19 protein-coding genes and 1 tRNA gene are annotated in these 23538 nt (G+C 61.9%); 8 read left to right on the plus strand and 12 right to left on the minus strand.

What is annotated here, in order from left to right; translation table 11 throughout:
- Positions 1-227: 227 nt before the first annotated feature.
- Positions 228-803, minus strand: a complete 576-nt coding sequence (locus tag Q9R17_RS05905; RefSeq protein ID WP_308157504.1) for a hypothetical protein — start codon at positions 801-803, stop codon at positions 228-230.
- Between the two features lie 386 nt (positions 804-1189).
- Between Q9R17_RS05905 and Q9R17_RS05910 the strand changes: the two genes are divergently transcribed.
- Positions 1190-2101 (plus strand): DUF6602 domain-containing protein, encoded by a 912-nt coding sequence (locus tag Q9R17_RS05910; protein WP_308157505.1) that lies wholly within the window; start codon positions 1190-1192, stop codon positions 2099-2101.
- A gap of 805 nt (positions 2102-2906) precedes the next feature.
- A complete protein-coding gene (locus Q9R17_RS05915) occupies positions 2907-3869 on the plus strand; it encodes a phospholipase D family protein (RefSeq protein ID WP_308157506.1) in 963 nt (320 codons plus the stop codon).
- Between the two features lie 230 nt (positions 3870-4099).
- Here the strand turns inward: Q9R17_RS05915 and Q9R17_RS05920 are convergent, their stop codons facing one another.
- The 6 genes from Q9R17_RS05920 to Q9R17_RS05945 form a co-directional block, all read right to left on the minus strand.
- Positions 4100-4612, minus strand: coding sequence for a hypothetical protein (locus Q9R17_RS05920; protein ID WP_308157507.1), 513 nt, complete (start codon positions 4610-4612; stop codon positions 4100-4102).
- Positions 4613-5397: 785 nt separating this feature from the next.
- The gene (locus Q9R17_RS05925) at positions 5398-6726 is read right to left on the minus strand and encodes a Fic family protein (RefSeq protein WP_308157508.1); all 1329 of its coding nucleotides are present in this window, start codon (positions 6724-6726) and stop codon (positions 5398-5400) included.
- 793 nt (positions 6727-7519) lie between these two features.
- Positions 7520-8401: a hypothetical protein gene (locus Q9R17_RS05930; RefSeq protein WP_308157509.1), complete on the minus strand. Its 882-nt coding sequence runs from the start codon at positions 8399-8401 to the stop codon at positions 7520-7522.
- A 106-nt stretch (positions 8402-8507) separates the two neighbouring features.
- Positions 8508-10139 (minus strand): protein kinase family protein, encoded by a 1632-nt coding sequence (locus tag Q9R17_RS05935; RefSeq protein ID WP_308157510.1) that lies wholly within the window; start codon positions 10137-10139, stop codon positions 8508-8510.
- A 13-nt stretch (positions 10140-10152) separates the two neighbouring features.
- A complete protein-coding gene (locus Q9R17_RS05940; protein WP_308157511.1) occupies positions 10153-10875 on the minus strand; it encodes a hypothetical protein in 723 nt (240 codons plus the stop codon).
- Positions 10876-10877: 2 nt separating this feature from the next.
- Positions 10878-11711 (minus strand): vWA domain-containing protein, encoded by an 834-nt coding sequence (locus Q9R17_RS05945; protein ID WP_308157512.1) that lies wholly within the window; start codon positions 11709-11711, stop codon positions 10878-10880.
- A 332-nt stretch (positions 11712-12043) separates the two neighbouring features.
- On the opposite strand from Q9R17_RS05945, the gene Q9R17_RS05950 reads away from it, so the two are divergent.
- Positions 12044-13204: a hypothetical protein gene (locus Q9R17_RS05950; RefSeq protein ID WP_308157513.1), complete on the plus strand. Its 1161-nt coding sequence runs from the start codon at positions 12044-12046 to the stop codon at positions 13202-13204.
- A gap of 622 nt (positions 13205-13826) precedes the next feature.
- Here Q9R17_RS05950 and Q9R17_RS05955 read toward each other — a convergent pair.
- The 4 genes from Q9R17_RS05955 to dtd all read right to left on the minus strand — a co-directional run bounded on the left by Q9R17_RS05955 (position 13827) and on the right by dtd (position 16978).
- Positions 13827-13902: transfer RNA gene (locus Q9R17_RS05955), tRNA-Ile, on the minus strand.
- Between the two features lie 41 nt (positions 13903-13943).
- Positions 13944-14264, minus strand: coding sequence for a hypothetical protein (locus Q9R17_RS05960; RefSeq protein ID WP_308157514.1), 321 nt, complete (start codon positions 14262-14264; stop codon positions 13944-13946).
- Positions 14265-14589: 325 nt separating this feature from the next.
- Entirely contained in the window at positions 14590-16446 is a 1857-nt protein-coding gene (gene rpoD / locus Q9R17_RS05965; protein WP_308157515.1) for an RNA polymerase sigma factor RpoD, read from the minus strand.
- A 91-nt stretch (positions 16447-16537) separates the two neighbouring features.
- Complete coding sequence (gene dtd, locus Q9R17_RS05970; protein WP_308157516.1) at positions 16538-16978, minus strand: D-aminoacyl-tRNA deacylase; 441 nt, start codon at positions 16976-16978, stop codon at positions 16538-16540.
- A gap of 50 nt (positions 16979-17028) precedes the next feature.
- Between dtd and Q9R17_RS05975 the strand changes: the two genes are divergently transcribed.
- From Q9R17_RS05975 to Q9R17_RS05990, 4 genes are all read left to right on the plus strand, one after another.
- Positions 17029-17949: a lauroyl acyltransferase gene (locus Q9R17_RS05975; RefSeq protein WP_308157517.1), complete on the plus strand. Its 921-nt coding sequence runs from the start codon at positions 17029-17031 to the stop codon at positions 17947-17949.
- A 63-nt stretch (positions 17950-18012) separates the two neighbouring features.
- Positions 18013-19149: a GTP cyclohydrolase II RibA gene (gene ribA, locus Q9R17_RS05980; RefSeq protein ID WP_308157518.1), complete on the plus strand. Its 1137-nt coding sequence runs from the start codon at positions 18013-18015 to the stop codon at positions 19147-19149.
- 72 nt (positions 19150-19221) lie between these two features.
- Positions 19222-19722, plus strand: a complete 501-nt coding sequence (locus tag Q9R17_RS05985) for a PH domain-containing protein (protein ID WP_308157519.1) — start codon at positions 19222-19224, stop codon at positions 19720-19722.
- Complete coding sequence (locus tag Q9R17_RS05990) at positions 19719-21278, plus strand: PH domain-containing protein (protein WP_308157520.1); 1560 nt, start codon at positions 19719-19721, stop codon at positions 21276-21278. The genes Q9R17_RS05985 and Q9R17_RS05990 overlap by 4 nt, the downstream gene beginning before the upstream one ends.
- Before the next feature lie 373 nt (positions 21279-21651).
- On the opposite strand, the gene Q9R17_RS05995 is transcribed toward Q9R17_RS05990, so the two are convergent.
- Positions 21652-22710 carry a CDP-glycerol glycerophosphotransferase family protein gene (locus tag Q9R17_RS05995; protein WP_308158291.1) on the minus strand — a complete coding sequence of 353 codons (1059 nt, stop codon included), beginning with the start codon at positions 22708-22710 and terminating at the stop codon, positions 21652-21654.
- Here Q9R17_RS05995 and Q9R17_RS06000 point away from each other — a divergent pair.
- The gene (locus Q9R17_RS06000) at positions 22709-23527 is read left to right on the plus strand and encodes a glycosyltransferase family 2 protein (RefSeq protein WP_308157521.1); all 819 of its coding nucleotides are present in this window, start codon (positions 22709-22711) and stop codon (positions 23525-23527) included. The genes Q9R17_RS05995 and Q9R17_RS06000 overlap by 2 nt on opposite strands.
- Positions 23528-23538 lie beyond the last annotated feature (11 nt).

The following is a 23538-nucleotide window of genomic DNA, read 5'->3' on the forward strand; positions in this document are numbered from 1 at the left end:
CCAATTTCGCGCCTTGGGGCTCGCTGCGAACACATCTAGAGAGGCAGATACTGGGGCCGCCACGACACATTGACAAGTTGAAATGACTAAGTGGCTGGATGGAAACCTAGCCATCGCTAGGCGCTTGCTCAGTCCTGTTTCCGCTTTCGGCCACCAGCGGACGTTCGAAACTCCGGTGCTAAACCGATCCGCGAGGCGGCGTCGGCTTGAATGAATTGTTAGATGCGCTACTCGACAATCTCAATCTTGCTGCGAGCTGCGAACCCAGCCAGAGTCTCATATATGTAGAAATCACCGATGATGTTTGTCACGAGCACCCCAATGCTGTTTTGGTTCCAGAACAGATGTCGCCCCATGTTGTCATCAAAGCCGATCTCCGGCATAACCACAAATATACGCGCGCCATCAGCTGAGATAAATTGAAGCTCTTTGACCGTAGTTGTTCCGATTTTTAGGTAGACCGGATACACAGACGCGTTCGGGTCTGCGAGGTTCTCAGTCCATGGCTCGCGGAAATCGCGTTCGCGATTTCCTTGGACGATCTGAAAGGTGTTGTCTAGATCGCAGATCCAAGTCTCTCGGTTCTCGATGAGGCGTTTTGACCAGCCAGGGTTGCGCAGGAGTGCCTCAAAGCGTTCGAGCGTGTTGCCACTCTGCAGAATCGCGGTCAGGTCCTTCAGCGCTGCTTTCTGATCAGCACCCGCCTTCACGTAGTAGCGATGCGTTATTAGCCAGGAGAGCAGTCCGCCAACAGCTGCGCCGGCTACGAAGAGAACGGCTTCCTTCACGGTGATTGGATCCATGTGCACATCTAACTACCTAATAGACGGACCCATGGATCCGGTTATACGACTTATCCACAAAGCACCGTATGGTGGCTTTCCCCCTGATACAGTTCGATCTTAGGGCGGCTGGGTCCGGCTAACAAGGCAGCGTATAACCTGACCCACCTCTAGGCTTGGCGGCGCCACCAATGGCCGCTATGGGTCGAAAGCGTAGAACAGCACCGGACCAGGCGCCGACGCAGTGCTGATGTCCGCTTCCGGCCAGAAGGAGAGTTTCACGACTGCGTCCTAGTTGAAGCAAGTCCCGACGAAGCGACCGGATCGCGACCCCTGGCTCGGCTCTGCTGACTTCACCGTATACTCCTTCATTCCCCAGAATAAGCCAGCCGGAAACTTCGCGCCCCATGAGCATCACGACGTTCTATGACCTTGAAGCACGCAAAATCCTAGCTGACGGAGAGAAAGTCGCACTTTTTACCAATCATCCAGGCGCTTTGGGCGCATTCCGCGAGGCGCGACTTCGGCAGTACATTGCTGAGCAGGTCTCGGCAAGCTATGAGGTGACGACCGGCTTTGTAACCGCCCACGACCCCCATAGTGGCAGCATCTACAAGCATTCATCCAAGCAGATCGACTGTTTGATCCACGAGCAGAACTTATACGCGCCACTCTTGAAATCGACCGATTTCACGATCGTCGTTCCCAAAGCAGTCGCTGCAGTAATCGAAATCAAGAGCGACCTCACGCTTTTCAAAAAGCGATCAAAGGACAACACCCAGGGACGATGGCAGGATTCTATAGGCGAGTACGAATGGGCCGGAACTCTCGTTGACGCACTGAACAATATTAGAAGCGCAATCGATCTACTTGATGCTTCGGGCGTTCCGCGTGATCATTACTTTGCAGGAATCATCGGATATGGAAGTACAGCGACCGGACAGTTTACGGCTGCAATGACTAGCGGCGAACTATGGACGCAACTGGGGATTAGCAACATTGACCAAATGCCTGGCAGCATCTGCATACTCAACGAATCGTGGTTTATGACCTCCGCGTTCCCTTGGACCGACGAACCGGAAAATGACGGCGCGAACGACTCTGATGCAAACCATTCATTTGTGATCAAGGGCATGCGTACTGCGGAAGGAAGTTCATTGCAGATGTTTACTGCCGAGATAGTCCATACGCTAACGGTGGTTCGACAAGGTGCGGAGCACGTTGTCGGGGGACTGCGGTCTGGCGAAGGGTACTTGGGCCCAGTCACAAACCACAGAATTGACCTCCCTTCGCCACGGCAGCACAACGCCAGAACGTAGGCCCTGTCTCAGGCATCTTTTGTACGGCCTATGTATCCTCTAAACGCGCTCTTCAGAGACCGGAGCGAGACACTGGTACGCGCTCGGACCTACACGCAACTGTCGAGCAAGCTCGGACAGCACCTGATGCAGTACCGGAATGATGCGATCAACGGGCGGCAGTACTTCGTATACTGGCAAACCAGTGCATGTCGGAGATGACGACAGAATCGAATCTGCACCGCTCGCGGCTGCGGAGAGGTGCGCGCCAAAGAACTAGCTGATCAGCTGCTCGCCGCAACTGAAGAGCGCTAGCACTCACCTAACCGAGTTCGATCATGGTGGGCATCCACTAAGGGAACCCGTCCGGATTGTGCGTAGACGCATGTAATGCACGCACCGTCAGCTTGATCTAATGCGCCGTGGCAGGCGGATTTCTGCGCGAAGTGCTTGTTACTAGCGCCCAGACTAGTCGACTGCGCCCCCCATTCGCGTCCGATCAGCAGAGACGATATCTGGGCTCCAGGCCGTGATAGGACGACGGCGCATAGAACTTGGGAGAGCTATCCCTTAGCTAGTCAGACCCAAGGGCGAACTCTTCAGCGCTACTTCGACCTATTTCCGGTGAATTGGGGAAGGTCCGGGAGGAAGAACCCTATATCACCCATTTGGAGACCCCTGCTAGCTGATAGGCGGCGGCGATGCTCTTGGCGTACTACTTCCGAGCAGGGCGCCTCGAACGCAATGCCCGACTCCATCAGGGATCCCCCCATTTCCCACGCAGCTGCTACTCTGAATGTGTTCAATCACTGGCTATAAGCAGGCTATGGCAACATCGATTCTGACGTGCCCGAATGCCATCTGTGGCGCCATCAAGCGAGCAATTGCCCTGTCACCAGCTCGCATCGCCGTTCCCTTCTGGGGCTGGGGGGCGCTTAAGGCACTTGGGCTGGAGAGAAGCCAAACGGCTGGAGTGCGAATCCTCTGCAACCTGTCTGTAGGCGGCTGCAATCCTGACGTGATCCGTGATCTGATCAAACGTGGCTTCCAGGTGCGTGCACTTGCGTCCCTGCATGCCAAGGTCTACCTGGGTCCCACCTCGGCCGTACTTGGCTCGGCCAACGCGTCAGCCGATGGACTGGGTCTCAACAAGGACGGATCTGGCTGGAACGAGGCCTGTACGTTGATCGACGGCCCTGATGAGATCAGTCAGCTGACTGCCTGGTTTGACTCGCTCTGGAAGATAGCAGCAGACCTCTCTATCCCAGAGATTGCTCAGATCCTGCTCGAGCAAGCTGACCGGGCACCGCCTACGCTTCGTGTGGACCCACTCGACCTGCTCAGCGCGGTGAAGGAGAACCCCAAAGCATTCGCGATGAAGAGCCTGTTCATCAGTCTCGACTATGAACCCTACAGCAGAAAGGTTGAAAGGAAGGTAGCGCAGCTCCAAGAAGAACTAGGGAGCGGCATCGATGCCTGGGAGAACTGGACGAAGATGCCCCCGGCCGCAGAGATACTCTCGTTCTACTACGACCTTCCCTCAGACAAGATCTCTTTCGAAGGGATCTATCAGAGCCCTAAGGATCCGGCGGGATCGATGGACCCCAAGACGAATGGCATCTTGGTAACTCAGGCTAGACGGGCCCTCGGGACATACGAAATTGGTGACGAAAGGGCTTGGTGCAGGGCCGTCAAGCGTTGGCAGAGAGCCGTTTTCGTCAATGGGAAAGCAAAGGACGATGACCTCCTTCTGTCTCTCTCTGAGTTCACCACGAAGTATCTGCCATGAGGAAGAAGCGATAGTCGGCATCCAGTGCATTCCACGCAGTAGTGGCCAGCATCAGCGCACGGGACTCCAGCCAGTCGCCTCATCCGCCTGGAGCCAACGCAGTGCGCCTCAACTACCTCCCACGAAAGATGGATGCGGGGGAGCCTTACACGAGCAGCCCCGTGGGCCGTTATAGCGAGGGATGACGAGATGTCCAGCTTGTGAACCACACTCTTGATCAAGTGACTGAGCTAACTTACCCTCCCAACTCTTATCAGTTCATCGAAGGCATGCTCCAGTGCAGCGTCCGCGGCAATAACCTTCTCGCCGACTGTGCGAATGTGAGCATAGACATCGTCCTCTGTTGCCGAAGCGGCTAGCTCGGAGGTCATCTTAACGATGGACCGCAACTCGTTTACCGCCGAGAGCGCTACGGCCAGAGTCCGGGTAGTTGAGGTATCAAAGATGTCTGCTTTGTCGTAGAACTGAGGTGGCAGATCAACGTTCAGGGACTTAATCTGATCCCAGAAATCGACGCGCGCATCGCGAGAGCTCGCCAAATCCTGAAGCTGTTCGGCACCATTCTCGGCAAGCCCGAAACGTATCTTTACAACATCGAGGCGCGCGTTTCCTATTGGAGACGTCATAATCTGCGCCAATAGTCTCCTGGTAGCGGACCTCTCACGCGATCGCTGGAATTTATCGGCAATCCAGATGAAAAGAGCTATTCCTGCAGCGATCGCTGTCCAGTCAATCTCCACCAATCTACTCTCCTTGTGCGTGCAAACGGCCGTTCGCCCCCGGGTGCCACCTGTGATCGGCGGGCACCCTGCCTTTTTCAGCGGCAGCAGCTGACTTCATCAGACGCCGTATCGCTTGTTCCCACCAGATGTAATGCAGTAGCGTCCACCGCGCGGGCCAATACACACTCGAGACCCCGAACATGGGCACCCTCCATCCAGATAGTTGCTGCGAGCTCGACGAGAGCTTTCAGGTGATCGCGAAGAGGGCTTGCTAGCAGACCTGTAGCACCCGCTCCCGCTGCAAAGAAGGTTGGAGCTGACCCATCTGGCGGAAGAACCCTCGGGCGACACCCGTGCCCAGCTCCCTTGACGTTCATACACCACAACGGAGTCGCCACCGGCCAGCTTTCCGACGACCTTGCCGTTGGGCGAGGAACGCTGGTTGAGAGCGGTCGCCGAGACAAACTGTGCCTCTGCATTCTCTACGGGACGGGGTTCCGGCTCAATTGGCGTGGGGAGCAGCTCCCTATCTGACGACAAGGACTGAGGGCCTTGCCGCCCGCCTCCGTTGCACATGGCAATGACCACTACCAGGAGTCCGACGATGACCATTCCAGCTGTCCCAGACGATCTTCCTGCCACGTCGCTCATCTCCATGTGCCTGTGCGTCCCATTCCCTGGACTCTATCAGATGGTCGAATCAGCGCAGCTTAGATCCCAACGAGCTTTGCTATCGCAGCTGCGGGCGCACTTCTGATCAAGATCCAAGGCTGTGATGAGGTCCCCCAGCTGCCAAGCACGGACCATCAGAGGGCCAACTTCTTTCCAAGACCCGGAACAACCAGGAACTCGTTGGCCTTCCCGATCCTCTGCTTGAGCAAGAGGCCCGCGCCGACCAAGACGTTGAGGTCGTTCAATGCTGTTGGATAGGTGATCGTATGCGCAGCCTGATGGCTCGCAACTGTGTACACGCGATCGGGGTCTTTGAGCGCATTGACCAACAACGCCCGCTGGCGATGGTTAAGGACCACCTCTCCCACTTTCGCGCTACGCAGTACGCGCCGTGCCGCTCTGTCTTCCTGATTTTTCTTGGCAATGTAGGCGTGAAGCGCCTGGATGGATTCTTCCAGTGCTTCAAGCTGCTGAGCGACAAAGTAACTGACATCCTGCCCATCACTCTCGGTGTAGAGATAGGCGCGCATGTACTTGGCCGGAGACTTCTTCAGGACACTGGAGATGGACAGGTACTCTGTCAGCCAGTACCCAGCATTCATCATCGCCCAGTAGAAGAGTGCTCTGGCGGTTCTTCCATTGCCATCAACGAACGGATGGTCATACCCGATCTGGAAGTGCAGCACGATCGCTCGAACAACCGGGTGGATGAAAGGTTCGCCGGCTCCGTCGTTCACGAAGGCGCACAGCTTGGCCAGACGATCTGAGACTTGGGATGCGGGGGGCGGTATGTGGAGCAACGTCGGGGGACTTCCTCGATCGTAGATCACTACATTGTCTTCTGCAGTCCGGAATCGGCCACAGTCAGAGGCGGCCTCCAAGGTGCCGTCGGTCAGAATGCTGTGGAGCTCCAACACTTCCTCAGGAGTGATTGGCCTGACACCACGTTCCCGAATCATGTTCATGGCTACGTAGTTGTTGTAGATCATCCGCTCGGACTGATCCCGCGGAGGCCGCCCCGTGGAGAGCATCTCCTTCGCAACCGCTCTAGTTGTCGCTGCTCCCTCCAGCTGAGACGATGTCATCGCCTCCTCAATGAGCGAACGAATCAGGAAGCGGCCCTGGCTGCCAGAGGCGTCCATTCCCTTGATCGCGCCGGCCGCCTCCCGATCAATGAAGTGAAGGCGACGCTGCATTGAGTCAGTCAAGGAAAGCACGAAGTGCTTCTGCGCACTGTCGACCAATGGCAGTCGCTTGGCCATGCCTGACCTGCGAAACCTGATGGCCAGCCACCACTCCTCAGGCGTCAGACCGGCCGGCGGAGTCCGGTGCCTGAGCTTGTCCCAGTGCTCATACACTCCATTGACTTCCGGACCCAGATTGGCCGAAAGGATCTTGGATAGCTGATCGTGATGACTCATCAGCATTTCGCTCACCTGAGGAGCTGGGACGGGCAGCTTCATGTCAATTTTCTATAAAAAACATATCGCTTTTTATAGCAAACTCAGACCACGGACGCCAGCGCTGTCGAGAGAAGATCTGAACGAATTAAGCTTTATTTTTCAAAAACTTACATTGCAGCAGCTCCAGATCTTCGCTTCTGACCCGTTCTTAACCAGCCTTGCAAGACACCCGCAGCCCTCCTTTCCGACCAACTACCGGGTCCGAGCTGAATGGATCGAGAGAGGTCCAAAGGCATGGACGCAACCAGCTCGGCTCACTCTGACCACCGCCCCGTCACCGGCCAACCTCCGCGCCGCCCGGAGGGTCGCGCTACCCAGTACCCGCAGCACCCGATCCGCCGCCCTCCCCATCTATGCCCCCGACAGATGACCCGACTGCCGGAACAGAGCTGCCGTCCCGGATAAGTCAGCTCCTGCTGCCCGTACCAACCTCTCCTCAAAAGGAAGAAGTGCGGACTCGATATGGGCAGAGATCAAGCGAACTGCCATCAAGTTGATCTGCAGGAAGCCCCTGTCTCTCAGGAGCTTGCCGGCGCGCCCCACCGTGGGCAGCGACCTACACGACCACAGTACAGACCTTCCAGTTCTGGAGCTTGCCCACGAGCGCTTCTTGGTCAACCCGAAGCCAGGGTGTGTGACTCGCATTGAGAGTTCTCTAGCCACCCAGGTCCCAATCCTCGATTGGCGATAGCCGAACCGTCGTTCGAGTGGTGGCAATTGGTTGATACCCCTGACATTCGCGGTGGGGTGCTCATTCGAACGTCGCGCGTGCCGCCAGATGACCTGAGCACCTTCATCCCATCCCGATCGCGGCCATCAAAGCGATGAGCTTTGGTACATAGGCTGTCAATGCTCCGCCAGCGGCACCCTCAAGCACAGTCCGCAACGACCTGAGTGATTCCTCGACGATTCCGCACTTTGGCTCTGCTGACTGGAGTTGCACCAACACGGTGTCAACGTCAACCAGAACCTGCCCTGCTCCGACCTTCGACTCAGCCGCACTTCTGATTTCCTTCAGAAGGGCTGAGAGCTCCTCACGGCTTTCCGCGATCTGGTACGACTGCTGGCCAGAAGAAAGCTGCTGAAGCTGGGAGTTGTGCATCGACCCAATGTTGTTGGTGATAGTGGTCACGTGCTGCGCAGCCTTCACGTCTGTTGGGCTGAAGCTCATGCCGTCGCCAACGACTCCCGCACCTTCCAGATCGAGAGCCCACTGCAGAACGCGGTTGCGTACCGTGTCCAGCACTCCATGGAAGACGCTGGGGGAAATGGCCAATGAAGGCTGCATCTTCACTTCCATATGCTTCAAGAAGTGAGCTGTGACCGGCGCGGGAAAGGTGAAGCGGAGCAGCCCCTCGTTCTGCTGAAGGAGCGACTCAACCTCAGCCACGCTAAATCCCATCGGAAGCCTGCAGAACTCCAGTTCCATCTCCGGCGGCATCTGAAGAGGCATGTAGCCGTGCCGAGGGTTATGAACTTGAGGGATACCGCGAAGTTCCCTGTAATTTGGCAATTCGACATCACCCCCATAGCCCGATAGCTCTGACTTGATCCACGCGGTATCAACGGTGATCTTGAGCTTGGTTGAAACAACCAGCGCCTTACGCAATAAGTCGCTCACACCCACCGCTGGGTCGAGCGCATCTCGCTGAATCTCCTGAACCAAACTGGACATGACCATCCCCTATAGATTGATAGAACATGCGCCGCGAAGCCAACCATACAAGTGATGGGCTACGCATCGGCAGATTGAGTTGCTCCGAACGTACGAGCTGTTCGCCCTATCCAGCGCATGCCCGTAGCGCCAGCAGGAAGAATCCGCCGATAAGCAGCACCGGCCAACACCCCTTGTTGGATGACGTGGATCCCAGCTGTGGCGTACTCGGAGGGGCCGGTCGATGGGATGGGACGGGAGCCTGATTCGTCGTCTGTCGCTGCATCGTGCCCAGAATGGACTGATTGCGACTCTGCGGAGGCGCGGGTGGAGTCGATGGAGCTACCGGGACTATCGGCCTTATCGCTCCCCCTCCCATGCCTTTCAAGATGCCCGCATTGTGACTGTTCGCGGTCGGCGCAGCAGCACCAGCCGCCTTTCCTGCGACCTGCAGACGGAACTTTGCATCCTTCTCCGCCAGCGTCTGAATCTGTCCAGGTGAGCTGATGGTGATCGACAGGTGCGTGTAGGACCTCTTGCTGAAGGGCGGATCGATCAGGCCCGAGACCGATAGCCAGCGTCCAACCCATGACTTGTCGGGCAGGTTGGGCTTGATGGCATCGATGCCCTCCGACCAGATGGATAGCTTGACCGCCAAGCCTCGCCAATCAGCGAAGTTTACGAAGATGTAGGGCTTGCCACTACTGGTCTTTTGATGCGTCACACCGTAAACGCGTCCTACAAGTTCAACGCGACTTCCCACCATCTGGAGGACCTGGCCGTAATCGGCGGCGTCGGCAACCACATAGGGGCCTTGGTACACCAGTGCTTGGGCAGCAGCTCGAATAGCGATCGAGCCCGCAGGAACTCCCTTGCCCTGCAGGAAATCAACGAGGGATGGGACAGCCGAGAAGGTTCCCGCAGCAACTTTAGCCAGATTCTCCACATGAGCCTTGACGCCGGGTAAGGCAACCGCGTCCTGAAATGCGGTCGACTGCGCAAGGTCGAGGAAGTCATTTCGCCGGAATACAACGGCGCTCGGCTCGGAGCGCGAGGTTGCCCACATCCTGGGAGCGGCAATCAGGACCTGTAGGGCGACATCCAGCGTCAGGAACGAGAAGCGATCAAGCGTGGGACCAAAGTCATTCGCGGACCGCTGGGGATGCTGGAAGTTGAGCTGGCCTAACTCGGTCGCCCTCGACCCTTTGAGCGACTCAACATAGAGACCATCGTAGTCAATCAACTGGACTTTGGCGCCATCGGCGCTGACCATCAGATTCTCGGGCTGGATGTCTCCGTGGGCGAGGTTGTTCTGCTCCAGGTAACTGGCCAAGGACGTCAGGGCCTTGCGGAGATTCTGAAGAGCCACCTTGTTGGCGTGCTTGGCCTCAAGGAACTCGGCCAGCGTGCTGCCGTTGGCCCAAGCCATCTTGACGGTGGGGTACGTGCTACCCTGAATCCTGATCCCGGCAGGATTGAATTCAAATGGCAGGAAGTACGGGCTCTTGAGCTGATCCAGTCGGGTCGAGATGGCCTGGTAGCGCCGCTCCAGCTCCCGAGACTCCTTGTGGAAGCAGCGCAACGCGTACTTCTTTGCACCAACCGTAACCGCATAGGTCAAGGCGAAGCCGCCGCATAGCGCCAGTGGCAATCCCAGTCCGGTGGTTCTCAGGGTGCCGCGCTTGAGCTCAGGGTCAAGTAACACCAGATGCGGGTGCTGCAGGGCCTCGTTGTACTGCTCCAAAGATGGGTAGGCCATCGCTCGGTGCGCCTCAGGACTGGGTTACAGACGCGATGATCAGCGTGGAGTCGTCTCGGCGCATTCGCCCTGCAGAACGCTCCCTCTCAACCAGCTCTGTGAGCTCCTGTACGTAGCGTATGCCAGACAACAGCTTTAGTGCCGAAGAATCGCCCCGTTCCTGATGAGCCAGAAGCCAGGCGCCAAGCGCGTCGGTCATGCAGAGAAGAAAGCGATCTCCCTGGGCCTCATACTTCCATTCCCGAACACTCCAATGTTCATCATCAGACTCATTCAGCTCCAGCCGAGTGGCCAGCAACGAAGGCTTCTCTTGGAACTGGTCTGAGCGCTCATAGGGGGCTGAGGCCATCCACTGATCACCGTCTAGCCATACAGCCAGGCTGTCCCCCACTGCGGTGATCTGTACGGTATTAGCATCGGGCAGATCCTGCGCAATCAGGAGCGTGGCGAAGCTACCTCGCTCGTAGGCCGCTGCCTTTGACCAGGAAAGAGTGTCTGGATCATAGATCGCTTCGTATGACCGCGCGCATACGGCAACCGTATCCATCGACAGCTCTTCCTCCAGGATGCGCTCGACAAGTAGACGCGCCCAGTTGCGGGCATCGAACGACTCAGACGCGCCATCAGACAGCACCACCCGCCCCCTCTCAGGGGCCAGGCAGCGGGCATCCTCATTGTCATCCGGTGACTCAACATGCTTGGCCACCGTCCCTTCGAAGAGAACGGTCAGTGCCATGATCAGCGCAGCTGCGCAGCCCTCGTGCCAATATCGAAGAAGTCCACGATCTCGGCAATCTCACCGTTGAACACGAAACCCTTGGACTCCATGGTTGCCTTGATACCCTTTTCCTCTGCGACTTTCTGCAGATGGGGCGGCAGCGCACTAGACATCCGGAACAGCAGCTTGGCGTAGGCGTCGCTCAGGCCCGCATCCGAACTCGGGAACTTGACCGGATCACCGCCACTGGTGCTCACGTGCAGATTGAACAGCAGCACGTTGCCATCGTTGGTACTGATCTGCTGCAGCTGTTGGGCAAGCGCTTCCGGATCCCCGTCAGTGGACTCGCCATCGGTGACGTGGAGCACCGTCGGCGGATAGCTGTCCGGATGAGCGTCGCACCAGGCGACCAGTTCGCCAGCGGCAGAAGTGATCGCTGTGCACATGGGAGTTCCACCCGAGGCCTTGGCTTCAAACCACACGGGGAACTTGATGGACTGATCGACCAGACCGCCGGCACCGTCATCCACGCGCTTGCTGCGGTTCTCGACTCGCAGAGGGTCGGCTTCGATCTGGGAAATGGGATTGAGTACGTTCGATGCCAGTCCACCGCTCAACCCGTTTTCGGCCGAAGAACCCGAATAACCCAGGACCCCGACCTCAAAATAATCGCGGGTGCCTTCGGACTTGGTGCATCGTGTGATCAAGGTTGCGAGCGTGCGATTGAGCACATCTGCGACGAACTGCGCCTTGGACTTGCCGTTTTCCATCGTGTCCTGCATCGATCCGGACTGATCGACGAGAAACAGGAACGCGGTTGGACTGGTTCTGCTGATCTCAGCGGTGTAAGCCATCGATATCCCCTGCAATATGGAAGTGGTGGGGATTGGAACCCAAGTCTCAATTGAGCAGCTTTTCCTTCCCCTGCGCCTATCATGCCGCGCGGGAGCAGAAACCTCCACTAGACGCAGCACAATGAGGGGTAAGAATTCCCTGACACACTCAGGAATACCGCCCTCGTGAATGCTCGCGCTTCCGGGCAACCGCCAATAGACAAGAGTGGAACAGAGGTGAAGGCACGATAAGATTGCCCCGGAGCCCGTTTCGAGCCCTCAGCCTGCTCGCCAAGCCACCGCTGGCATACGTTTTCGGCTCCGCAACCCTATATGTGCTTGCATCTGTATGGGTGATTTCCGCCTTGGGATGGTGGCGGTGGGACAATCTAAAGACTACGCTGCTCTGGGCGGGTGGCTCGGCGCTGCTTTCTCTCTACAACTTCCAGAAAATTTCGGCTGGAAAGGCCTACTTCAAGTCCACGTTAGTTGAGGCAACCGGCCTGGCGGCCGTGGTCTCCTTTGTCACCGCGAGCCACACCTTCAGCCTCGTTACTGAGCTGATCATTGCCGCTGCCCTAGTTCTGTTGAGCTTGGTCGTCGCACTGAGTGATCGGACCGAGAAGCTGAGGTCGATTCATCTCGGAGGCATGGCGCTAATGATCGTACTAGGCTTGCTGATGCTCGGAAACTCGATCTACTACTCCATTACCCGTCTCAATGAATTCGCTAGTGCAGTCACTGCGCGCGATTTCGCCATCCCAATTTTACTTACGGTGATGTTCCTGCCGTTCCTCTACTGCCTTCACCTCTACTCGGTCTACGAAAGTGTGTTCTCCAGCTTTCACTTCGCCATGAAGGATCCGACCCTGCGTCGTTATGCGGCATGGAAGCTGATCAAAGCACTTAGGACAGACACCGTGGGATTGCTACGTTGGCAGCATCACGTAGCCTTGTTCCCGCCTCAGGATGAGGCCGAGATAGATGCGTCAATTGCAGAAGTCAGTAAAGCGAGACGTCTTTCAGTACGACCTCCCAAGGTATCTCCTCGGTTTGGCTGGCTTCCGCACCACGCAACCACGCTCCTAGCCAGTGCGGGCCTTCCTACAAATGCCTACCACCCTACACATGATGGCTGGCGAGCAAGCTCGGACTACCTGAATGTCGGAAAAGCGCCGTTTCCCAACAACATCGCTTACTACGTTGAAGGTGCCGAGCTCAGCGTTGCAAAGCTGAAGCTGGTTCTGAACGTCAACGCCCCAGAGGAAGCAGAGCAGGCGCAAGAGCGCTTCTCGCAGCTCGCATCGCTCCTTGCAAACGCGGCAATCCCGGGTTGGCGGCTCTCCGGACAGCACCTCGACATCAAGGTCAACGAGCAACCCATTGTGATCAATGGATACGCTTTGGCGCTGAAACAGCGCACCTGGGAAGGTGGCATTGCAGGGCGCTACGATCTAGCCTTTACCATTGAGGTGGAAGACAGCATCTGTAAGCAATCGCATGCGAGCAACTGACAGGATCAAGAGTTTGTCAGGGCAGCACTAGGTATCGTAGTTCTCGAGGCTTGCCAGCTCATCCTGCGGGTAGGCCACCAGCATGCCTCCGTCTCACATCAGACTTAGCCAGATGTGAGCTTCTTGATCGTCTTCGAGGGATCCAGGCCGAGGTGCCCAGTGAGCTCAACGAACTCAGTGATGTCGAGCCGGCGGGCTCCAGCCTCCATAGCCGGAAGCCACTGCTGCTGGGGCCAACCGAGGCTCTTAGCTACCTCGGTCTGAGACTCCCTCGCCTCTTCACACCGCGTACGGGGCCCCTGAACAGTGGTAGTACCTTGGCGTACTTCTGGAGCAAGGCCAGCGCATTAGCTATCTCGCCATCACGCTACTCGATCAGCCTCCTCTGGGCTTCCAGCAGTTTAATCTTCGCGTACGGCGATTTAGGGCTAGTCTGCGGCACAGGTTCACTCCAAATAGAAGAGCTCCGGCGGTATAGCCCCGCGACCTCGCGCGCCATCGCAGCCGGACCGAGGACGTCCTACCGGTGCAGATAAAGGGAAACCTCGGCGACATCAAAACCCTTGTATTTTGCGCTTTCGGAGATTCTTTGGACTGCTCTGGACGTCCTTAGACGTCTAATTGGTGGGCCCACCAGGATTCGAACCTGGAACCAAGGGATTATGAGTCCCCTGCTCTAACCGTTGAGCTATAGGCCCTAGCGCAGCGGTCTAGTGTAGTAGACCGGCGCTCCCGACCGCTACTCAGGCGCCCCATTCCAACCCAGCGCCTCAGCCACCCGCAGCAACCGGTCCCGCGCCAGCAGTGCCATGGCAGCCTTCTCACGCAGTTGCTGATCAAAGGTATCCACGGCCACCATCGCCGAACCCAGCGCCTCACAACCACCACGGCGGAAGCCCTCAACAAGCGCCGGGCCGGATTTCGTCAGTAGCGCGAGGGTGGCACGGCGGGCAAAGCCCAGCCGATCCTGTTGCTCATCCTGCATCACCTCCTCCCAGCCCAGCAGCGGCAGGAAGTCGGTTCGCAGGGAATCAGGCCTGTCGCGATCTACATCATTCATGGCGTATCTCCAGATGCATAACGAATCACCGCACCAGGCCGCACGGGGTGTGCGTGACCTGTTGCGCGCCTGCACCGGTACCGGTGATGACCGGCCCGCCTACGTGATGTGTTGAGCATCTGCGCAGCCAGCTTGCAGGCACTGCGCGAAGAGTTCAAAGGGCATACGCGACTTCGGAAACATCCGCCAGGCATGGCCTGGCGCTACTGGGCGGGAAAAGGAAGCGGAAGATTCGCGTGCACCCAACACGACCCAGCACCACCCCAAAAAAGAAAAACCCCGCACCAGGCGGGGTTTCTCTCAACGCTTCACCAACTACCCGGTATCAGTCGATATCCAGGAAGCTGCGCAGCTGTTCCGAACGGCTCGGGTGACGCAGCTTGCGCAGGGCCTTCGCTTCGATCTGGCGGATGCGCTCGCGGGTCACGTCGAACTGCTTGCCGACTTCTTCCAGCGTGTGGTCGGTGTTCATGTCGATGCCGAAGCGCATGCGCAGCACCTTGGCTTCCCTCGGGGTGAGGCCGGCCAGCACGTCGCGCACGGTTTCAGACAGATTGATGTTGGTGGTGTTCTCGATCGGGGACTCCACGTTGGTGTCCTCGATGAAGTCGCCCAGATGGGAATCCTCGTCGTCGCCGATCGGGGTTTCCATCGAGATCGGCTCCTTGGCGATCTTCATCACCTTGCGGATCTTGTCTTCCGGCATGTCCATTTCCTTGGCCAGCTCCTCCGGCGTGGCCTCGCGGCCGTACTGCTGGAGCATCTGGCGGGAAATGCGGTTCAACTTGTTGATCGTCTCGATCATGTGCACCGGAATACGGATGGTGCGTGCCTGGTCGGCAATCGAGCGGGTGATCGCCTGACGGATCCACCAGGTGGCGTAGGTCGAGAACTTGTAACCGCGGCGGTACTCGAACTTGTCCACGGCCTTCATCAGGCCGATGTTGCCTTCCTGGATCAGGTCGAGGAACTGCAGGCCACGGTTGGTGTACTTCTTGGCGATGGAGATGACCAGACGCAGGTTGGCCTCGACCATTTCCTTCTTGGCCTTGCGTGCCTTGGCTTCGCCATAGGCCATCGCGCGGCTGATTTCCTTCAGGTCGTCCAGGTCGAGCGAGGTGGCCTTCTCGATGTCGATGGTGGCCTGCTGCTCGGCGATGATCTGGTCCTTCACATCGCGCAGGGCCGAGGACCACTTCTGCTTGCGCTTCAGTGCGTCTTCCACCCACTCCAGGTTGGTCTGGTTGCCTTCCCAGGAACGGATGAAGTCCTTGCGCGGCATGCGCGCGGTCACCGTGGCCAGGTTCAGCACGCGGCGCTCATGGGCCTTGATGTCGGCCATGGTGTCGCGCAGCTGCTTGGTCAGCACGTCGGTCAGCGGCAGCGGCAGCTTCAGGGTGACGAACACCGCCGACATGTCTTCGCGCAGCTTCAGCAGGTTCTTCTTGTCGCCCTTGGCAGCCGCCTTCCTGAAGGCGCCGTAGGCATCGGCCAGGGCCTGCATGCGTGCAGCCACTTCTTCCGGGTCCGGACCGGTCGGCGCGGCTTCTTCATCGCCGCCGTCGACATCGTCGTCCTCGTCCTCGTCGGCATCGGCGTCGGCATCATCGCCGTCGTCGGACGCGACGGCCGCCGGCGGGGCCGGCTCTTCTTCGGTCAGGTCGTTGAAGCCGACGATCACTTCGGCCAGACGCTTCTTGCCTTCCTTGTGGGCGTCGTAGTCCAGCAGCAGCGATTCGACCGAGACCGGGAACAGGCCCAGGGCGGCCTGCACCTGGCCCAGGCCTTCTTCGATGCGCTTGGCGATGGCGATTTCGCCTTCGCGGGTCAGCAGCTCGACCGTACCCATTTCGCGCATGTACATGCGCACCGGGTCGGTGGTGCGGCCACCTTCGGTATCCAGTGCGCTCAGCGCGGCGGCGGCTTCTTCAGCGGCGGTGTCATCCACCTCGCGGTTGCCGGTGTTGCCGTCGTTGAGCAGCAGGGTTTCAGCATCGGGGGCAACTTCATGGACATCGATGCCCATGCCGTTGATCATGCCGATGATGTCTTCGATCTGCTCCGGGTCGACCATGTCGTCCGGCAGATGGTCATTGACTTCGGCGTAGGTCAGGTAGCCCTGTTCCAGGCCCTTGCTGATCAGTTGCTTGATTTCGGATTGGGCAGGACGTTCGTTGGCCATGTAGTGCTCGCGCCACCGGCTGGGAGGGAAATAGGGAACGTAGCATTATACCAGCCTGCCGCCCTGCCTGCCGGGCGGTGGTCCCGCAGGCTCAGGGTCGGAGGAGGAAAGTGACCGGGCCGTCGTTGACCAGGCTGACGACCATATGGGCACCAAACTGCCCCGTTTCCACCCCCGGCGCGTGATTTTCACGGCAGATCGCCACAAATCGATTGAACCCGCGTTCAGCCTCTTCCGGCGGGGCGGCCGTGGTGAAGCTGGGCCGCATGCCCGAGCGGGTGTCGGCGGCCAGGGTGAACTGGCTGACCAGCAGCAGGCCGCCGCCGGTATCGGCCAGGGAACGGTTCATGCGGCCGGCATCGTCGGCAAACACCCGGTAGCCCAGCAGGCGCTGGGCCATGCGCTGCAGCTGCGCTTCGGTATCGCCCGGCTCCATGCCCACCAGGGCCAGCAGGCCCGGCCCGATCTGGCCGACGGCCTGGCCATCGACATGGACGGCGGCCTGGGAAACACGCTGGATCAGGACGAGCATGGGCGGCACCGGTAGGGAACAGCCGGGCACCATAGCCTAAACTTGGCCTGATGAATCCGCACCGCAAAGCCCAGCTGGCCTACCGCGCCGCCGCCCTGTTCACCCGCCTGCCCTGGCTTGTGCTGCGCGGCTTCGCCCGGCTGCTGGCCTGGGCCTGGATCCGCCTGGACGCCCGCGAAAGCCGGGTCACCCGCCGCAACCTGGAGCTGGCCTACCCCGAAGTGAGCGCGACCGAGCGCGCCCGGATGCACCAGCAGGTGCTGCGCTCCACGGCCCTGCAGGCGGTGGAGACCCTGGCCCTGTGGACCCGCCCGGCCGAGCGCAACCTGCGCCTGCACCTGCGCGAGCGCCATGGCGAGGCGCTGTACGACGCGGCCCTGGCCAGCGGCAAGGGCGTGATCGTGGCCGCTCCGCACTTCGGCAACTGGGAGCTGCTGAACCAGTGGCTGGCCTCGCGCGGCAAGGTGGCCATCGTCTACAAACCGCCGGAGGAAGAAGCCAGCGACGCCTTCCTGCAGCTGGTACGCGGCGGCGACAACGTGCAGCAGGTGCGGGCCGAAGGCCCGGCCGTGCGCCAGCTGTTCAAGGTGCTCAAGGAAGGCGGCGCCACCGGCATCCTGCCCGACCAGCAGCCCAAGGCCGGCGATGGCGTATTCGTGCCGTTCTTCGGCCGGCAGGCACTGACCATGACCCTGGTCAACCGCCTGGCCGAGCGCACCGGCGCCACCGTGCTGTACGGCTGGTGCGAGCGCATCGGCCCGGGCATGCAGTTCGCCCTGCATGTGGAACCGGCCGACCCGGCCGTGGCCGACCCGGACCCGCAGGTGGGCGTGGCCGCGCTGAATGCCGGTATCGAGCGCATCGCCCGCCGCGATCCGGCGCAGTACCAGTGGACCTACAAGCGCTACTCGCTGCGGCCGCCCGGCAGCGGCGAGGAAGACCCCTACGCCACCGACCGGCACCCGCACTGAGGCCCTGGCCGCCGGCTGGCCGCCGTGTTGAATACGACCGGGCAGCCCCCATAGAGAGCAGCGATGTCCCCCTCCCCCGGTCCTGCCATGCCTGCTGCTTCTTCCCTGTTCGGTGACCCGGCCGCGATCCGCTGCGAACGCGCGGTCGCCGAACTGCGTGCCGGCCGCCCGGTCCTGCTCCATGACGACCAGGGCCAGCGCCTGGCGGTGATCGCGCTGGACAGCGCCACCGCGCGCAGCTTCGCGGCCTTCGCCCAGGCCGCGCAGGACCGCCATTACCTGTTCCTGACCAGCATCCGTGCCCGGGTGCTGGGCGTGGATGCACCGCACGGTGCGCGCCTGCCGCTGGCGGGCGTGGCCTTCGATGCGCTGCCCACGCTGGGCTACCTGCGCGAACCGGGCCCGATGCCGCCGGGCTGGACCGCCGGCGATGCCTTCGATGCCGGCGCGGTGGAACTGGCCCGCCTGGGCCTGTTGCTGCCGGCGATGGTGGCCGTGCCGCTGGCCGAAGGCGAGACGGCGTTCGACGGTGCGGCCGACGTGGGCCTGTGCGACCTGGTCGAGGGCGCCGCGCATGCGGTCCACGATTACGAACTGGTGGCGCGCACCCCGGTGCCGCTGCGCGATGTGGGCATGACCACCTTTGCCGTGTTCCGCGGTGGCGTGGCCCAGCGCGACCAGGTGGCGATCATCGTCGGCGAACCGGACCTGTCGGCCGTGGTGCCGGTGCGGGTGCATTCCTCATGCCTGACCGGCGATCTGTTCGGCTCGCTCAAGTGCGACTGCGGCGACCAGCTGCGGCGCGGCCTGCTCAAGCTGAAGGAACTGGGCGGCGGCGTGCTGCTGTACCTGGACCAGGAAGGCCGTGGCACCGGCATCGCCGCCAAGATGCGCGCCTACGGCTACCAGCACGACGGGCTGGACACCATCGATGCCGACGCGCAGCTGGGCTTTGGCGCCGATGAGCGCCGTTACGGCAGCGCGGTGGCGATGCTGCAGGGGCTGGGCGTGAGCCGCGTGGCCCTGCTCAGCAACAACCCGACCAAGGCGCAGCGCCTGCGCAATGCCGGCATCGAAGTGCTGGACTGCATTCCGGTCACCGGTGAGATCACCACCGAGAACGAGCAGTACCTGCGCACCAAGGCCGCGCGTGCCGGCCACCTGCTGGACGTGGACGCGCTGATCCAGGCCGCCCAGTAAGCGCGGCGATTTGCTAACGTCAGCGCGGTGCGGCCATGAGGGCCGCCCGCCCCTCTGCTGACGGACGCCTGCGTGCACGACCTTCCCGCCGATGCCCTCCCTGCTGCCCACTGGCAGCCCCTGCCGCCCCGTGCCGCCCACCTGAAGGCGCTGGAAGGCCTGCTCGGCGGCCTGTTCGTGCCGGGCCTGCCGCTGCTGGCCGGGTGGTGGTTCACCGACCGGCCCGGCGGGCTGTGGGCGGCGGCGGCGCTGCTGCTGGCCGCCGCCGCGCTGATGGCCTTCATCGGCCACCGCCGCACCCGACGCACGTTCTGGCGGCTGGATGCACAGGGGCTGGGCCTGCGCCGCGACCTGCTCTGGCAGGTGGAATCGCGCGTACCCGTTTCGCGCGTGCAGCACCTGGACCTGCGCCGCGGCCCGCTGCAGCGTTCGCTGGGCCTGGCCACGCTGGTGGTGCACACCGCCGGCACCCGCATGAGCGCGGTCAGCGTGCACGGGCTGGCCGTCGCCGACGCCGAGCGGCTGCGTGACACGCTCTCCCACCAGCTCGACCAGGACGACGACGCCCTGTGAGCCACCCGCCCCCCCTTCCCTCGCCGCTGCCTGCCGACGGTGGCGACCACCGGCTGCACCCGTGGTCGTGGCTGTTCGTACTGCTCATGCAGCTGCGCCACTACCTGCTGCCGCTGATTGCGCTGGTGGTGTTCGGCCAGCGTGGCGACCGCGACCCGTTCTGGGCACACCTCACCCCGCTGATCGTGCTGGTGGTGCTGGTGGGCATCTCCATCGCCCAGTACCTGAGTTTCCGTTACCGCATCGGCGCCGATGCCATCACCGTGCGCAGCGGCCTGCTCTCGCGCAACCGCCGCGAAATTCCCTTCGCGCGCATCCACAACGTGGAAGTGCAGCAGAACCCGCTGCACCGTGTGTTCGGCGTGGCCGAGGTCCGGCTGGAATCGGCCGGCGGCACCGAACCGGAAGCGCAGATGCGCGTGCTGCGGCTGGACCAGGCCTTGGCGCTGGAACAGCTGGTGCGCCAGCGTGCGCAGGCTCCCACTGCGGCGCAGGACGCCGCCCAGGCCGTGCCCCCCCCGCTGCCGGGGGCCCACGCGGATGCCGGCGGCCAGGTACTGCTGCGCCTGCCCACGGCCGAGCTGGTGCGGCTGGGCCTGCTCAGCAACCGGGGCTGGGTGCTGGTGGCGGCCGCGGTGGGTGGCCTGCTGCAGCTGCTTCCCCGCAACCAGCTCGACAGCGTGATCGAGCGTGGCGGCCGCGAAGCCTTCGGCTATGCCACGCACCTGCAGGGTGGGCTGCCCACGCTGCTGCTGGTGGGCGTGGCCGTGCTGCTGGCCGGCTGGCTGCTGCTGCGGGTGCTGTCGGTGGCATTGGCACTGCTGCGTTACCACGGCTTCACCCTGGGCGAACAGGACCGGCGCCTGACCGTGGTGTCGGGCATGTTCAGCCGCACCCGCAGCAGCGTGGCACGCCGCCGCATCCAGGCCTGGACCCTGCAGGAAACCCTGCTGCAGCGCCTGTTCGGGCGCCGCCAGCTGCGCATCGACAGCGCGGCCGGTGGCACAGGCGAACATGGCCAGCAGCGGGCGCTGCGCGAACTGGCCCCGCTGGCCACGCCGGCGGCGTGCGATGCGCTGGTGCAGCACCTGTTGCCACAGGTGCAGTGGCCGCCCGCGCAGTGGCAGCCCGTGCCCCAGCGCGGCTGGTGGCGGCTGAGCCTGGATGCACTGCTGCTGGTGCCGCTGATCAGCGCCGTGCTGGTATGGCGCTGGGGCCCGTGGGGCCTGCTGGCCCTGGCCTGGCTGCCCTTGTCCCTGTGGGTGGCACGCCAGCAGATCGCCCGTATCGGCTGGCATGTGGATGAACGCCTGGTCGCCGTGCGCGGCGGCTGGTGGACACGCTGGTGGCGCTGGGCCGAACTGGACAAGGTGCAGGGCCTGCGGCTGCAGCGCACCCCGCTGGACAAGCTGCTGGGTACCGCCAGCCTGGTGCTGGATACCGCCGGTGCGCAGGGTGATGTTCCGCTGCAGCTGCGCTTCCTGGACCTGGCCCAGGCACGCAGGCTGATGGACCAGCTGGGCGGGGCCCTGGCCCGGCGGAAGCTGCGCTGGTAGCGGGCGCCCCCATCCACGCATGGCGTGGATCTACCGGACCACGAGCACCCGAGGCCTCCCCGCATGGCGTGGATCTACCGGACCACGAGCACCCGAGGCCTCCCCGCATGGCGTGGATCTACCGGACCACGAGCACCCGACGCCTCCCCGCACGGCGTGGATCTACCGGACCACGAGCACCCGACGCCTCCCCGCATGGTGTGGATCTACCGGACCACGAGCACCCGACGCCTCCCCGCACGGCGTGGATCTACCGGGCCACGAGCACCCGAGGCCTCCCCGCATCGGGTAGATCCAGGCCATGCCTGGATGAATCCATGGCGGAACCCGGAGCCCCTACCCAGAGCGTGGGCGCAATGCCGGTAAGCACGCCTCAGCGCTGTGAGGGGCCCCAGTAACCCAGGTCCTTGCGGATCTGCAGGTTGCGCAGCCAGCTGCCGAACGGCTTGCGCCGCAGCCGGCCCAGTTCACCGGACAGGAACTCTTCGGTGGCGGCGATCACCCGCTCGCTGGAGCGACCATCGCGGTAGGGGTGGATGGCATCGGCGTACTGCACGATCTGCGCCTGCAGCGCCGCATCGGGATGCAGCGCACGCTGCAGCATGGCCGGCAGCTGCGCGGGGTCGTCGAAATCGATCATGTGCGGCTTCGGCACGCGGTTGCGGAAGGTCACCACCGGCTTGTGCTGGACGATGAACTCCGAAACGATCGAGGACGTGTCCGAGACCAGCACGTCGGCGGCGCGCTGCGCGGCCATCACCTGCTCCGGCTCGATGAAGCGCGCGTTGGCACCGGCCAGCGCGCGGTAGCGCTCGAACAGCTCCGGCGGGCACTTCGGGTGCAGGGTCAGCAGCCAGTAGCGTTCACCGGCGGCGATGTCGGCGGTGATCTGCGCATGCAGGTGCGGCGCCGCGCTCAGCCGTTCGGTGAAGGTGGAACCGAACAGGACCACCGGGCGACCGCCGGCCGGCGCGCGCAGCGCGGCACTTTCGCCGCCATCGTCGCGGAATAGCGGGTCCAGCTTCGGCCAGCCGGTCTCGGCCACCGCGAAATGGCCCTGCTGCTCAGCAATCTCGCGGAACGGCGTGGTGGTGGCCGGGCCCTGCGTGCAGTACAGGTCGAACATGCCGCGCACCCGGAAGTGGCCACGCGCGCTGTCGCGCTTTTCCACGTTGAAGCCATGGAACAGCTGTACCTTGGCCCCGGACAGGAAGGTCGGTACCCAGTTGGCCGCGCTGAACACCGCGCGCGGGCGCATCGCCAGGGCCTGCTTCAGGCCGATGCTGGGCACCCCCGGCAGGCTGCTGCCGGCCGCGCCGTCCTCGAACCAGGCCGCCACCTCCTGGCCGGAGGCGTGCAAGGCCTGCGCCAACGGGGCGAGAATAGGCAGCGCGTAGCGCTCCGTCGCAAACAACAGGTACCCGGCCATCATGTCCTCCACGACCGTCCCCATCGAACGGCCTCGCATCTCGGCCTGCATTATCGCGTTCAACGAGGCCGGCCGCATCGGCGACTGCCTGGCCTCACTGGCCTTCTGCGATGAGATCGTGGTGGTGGACTCCCATTCCACCGATGCCACCGTGGCCATCGCCGAGGCGGCAGGCGCCCGCGTGCTGCAGCGCCCGTTCGAGGGCTTCCGCAGCCAGAAGGCCTTCTGCGTGGCGCAGGCCCGCCACGACTGGGTACTGTGCCTGGATGCCGACGAGCGCATCAGCCCCGAACTGCGCGCGGCCATCGAGCAGGCCCGTGAGGGCGGTTTCGCCGGCCATGCCGGTTACCGCTTCGCCCGCCTGTCCGAGTATTTCGGCCGGTTCCTGCGCCACGGCAACGCCTACCCGGACCGGGTGATGCGCCTGTTCGACCGCCGCCAGGGTGGCTGGCGCGGCAAGCGCGAGATCCACGAGGCGGCCAGCGTGGATGGCAGCGTCGGCACCCTGCGCGGCGATCTCATCCATTACCCCTACCGCTCCTTGCAGCAGCAGCTGGCCAAGACCGAGAAGTACGCGCGGATGATGGCCGAGCACGAATTCGCGCGCGGCAAGCGTGCCACCCTGGGCAAGCTGGTACTGGCCCCGGCCTGGCGGTTCTGGCGCGGCTTCGTGTTCCGCGGTGGTTTCCGCGATGGCTGGCATGGGTTGGTCTATGCCTATGTGCGTGCCAACTACGTGCGGCAGAAGACCATCATGCTGTGGATGCTGGGCAACGGCCAGGCCGTGGCCGACCCGCCAGCGGACGACAAGACCCCCTGAGCCCCGCATGG

Source organism: Stenotrophomonas sp. 24(2023) (assembly GCF_030913365.1).
Classification (GTDB): Bacteria; Pseudomonadota; Gammaproteobacteria; order Xanthomonadales; family Xanthomonadaceae; genus Stenotrophomonas.

Coding starts and splice junctions, on each gene's coding strand:
- Q9R17_RS05905 (WP_308157504.1), bottom strand. CDS start 803: ATGGATCCAATCACCGTGAAGGAAGCCGTTCTCTTCGTAGCCGGCGCA.
- Q9R17_RS05910 (WP_308157505.1), top strand. CDS start 1,190: ATGAGCATCACGACGTTCTATGACCTTGAAGCACGCAAAATCCTAGCT.
- Q9R17_RS05915 (WP_308157506.1), top strand. CDS start 2,907: ATGGCAACATCGATTCTGACGTGCCCGAATGCCATCTGTGGCGCCATC.
- Q9R17_RS05925 (WP_308157508.1), bottom strand. CDS start 6,726: ATGAAGCTGCCCGTCCCAGCTCCTCAGGTGAGCGAAATGCTGATGAGT.
- Q9R17_RS05930 (WP_308157509.1), bottom strand. CDS start 8,401: ATGTCCAGTTTGGTTCAGGAGATTCAGCGAGATGCGCTCGACCCAGCG.
- Q9R17_RS05935 (WP_308157510.1), bottom strand. CDS start 10,139: ATGGCCTACCCATCTTTGGAGCAGTACAACGAGGCCCTGCAGCACCCG.
- Q9R17_RS05940 (WP_308157511.1), bottom strand. CDS start 10,875: ATGGCACTGACCGTTCTCTTCGAAGGGACGGTGGCCAAGCATGTTGAG.
- Q9R17_RS05945 (WP_308157512.1), bottom strand. CDS start 11,711: ATGGCTTACACCGCTGAGATCAGCAGAACCAGTCCAACCGCGTTCCTG.
- Q9R17_RS05960 (WP_308157514.1), bottom strand. CDS start 14,264: ATGAATGATGTAGATCGCGACAGGCCTGATTCCCTGCGAACCGACTTC.
- rpoD (WP_308157515.1), bottom strand. CDS start 16,446: ATGGCCAACGAACGTCCTGCCCAATCCGAAATCAAGCAACTGATCAGC.
- dtd (WP_308157516.1), bottom strand. CDS start 16,978: ATGCTCGTCCTGATCCAGCGTGTTTCCCAGGCCGCCGTCCATGTCGAT.
- Q9R17_RS05975 (WP_308157517.1), top strand. CDS start 17,029: ATGAATCCGCACCGCAAAGCCCAGCTGGCCTACCGCGCCGCCGCCCTG.
- ribA (WP_308157518.1), top strand. CDS start 18,013: ATGTCCCCCTCCCCCGGTCCTGCCATGCCTGCTGCTTCTTCCCTGTTC.
- Q9R17_RS06000 (WP_308157521.1), top strand. CDS start 22,709: ATGTCCTCCACGACCGTCCCCATCGAACGGCCTCGCATCTCGGCCTGC.
- Q9R17_RS05995 (WP_308158291.1), bottom strand. CDS start 22,710: ATGATGGCCGGGTACCTGTTGTTTGCGACGGAGCGCTACGCGCTGCCT.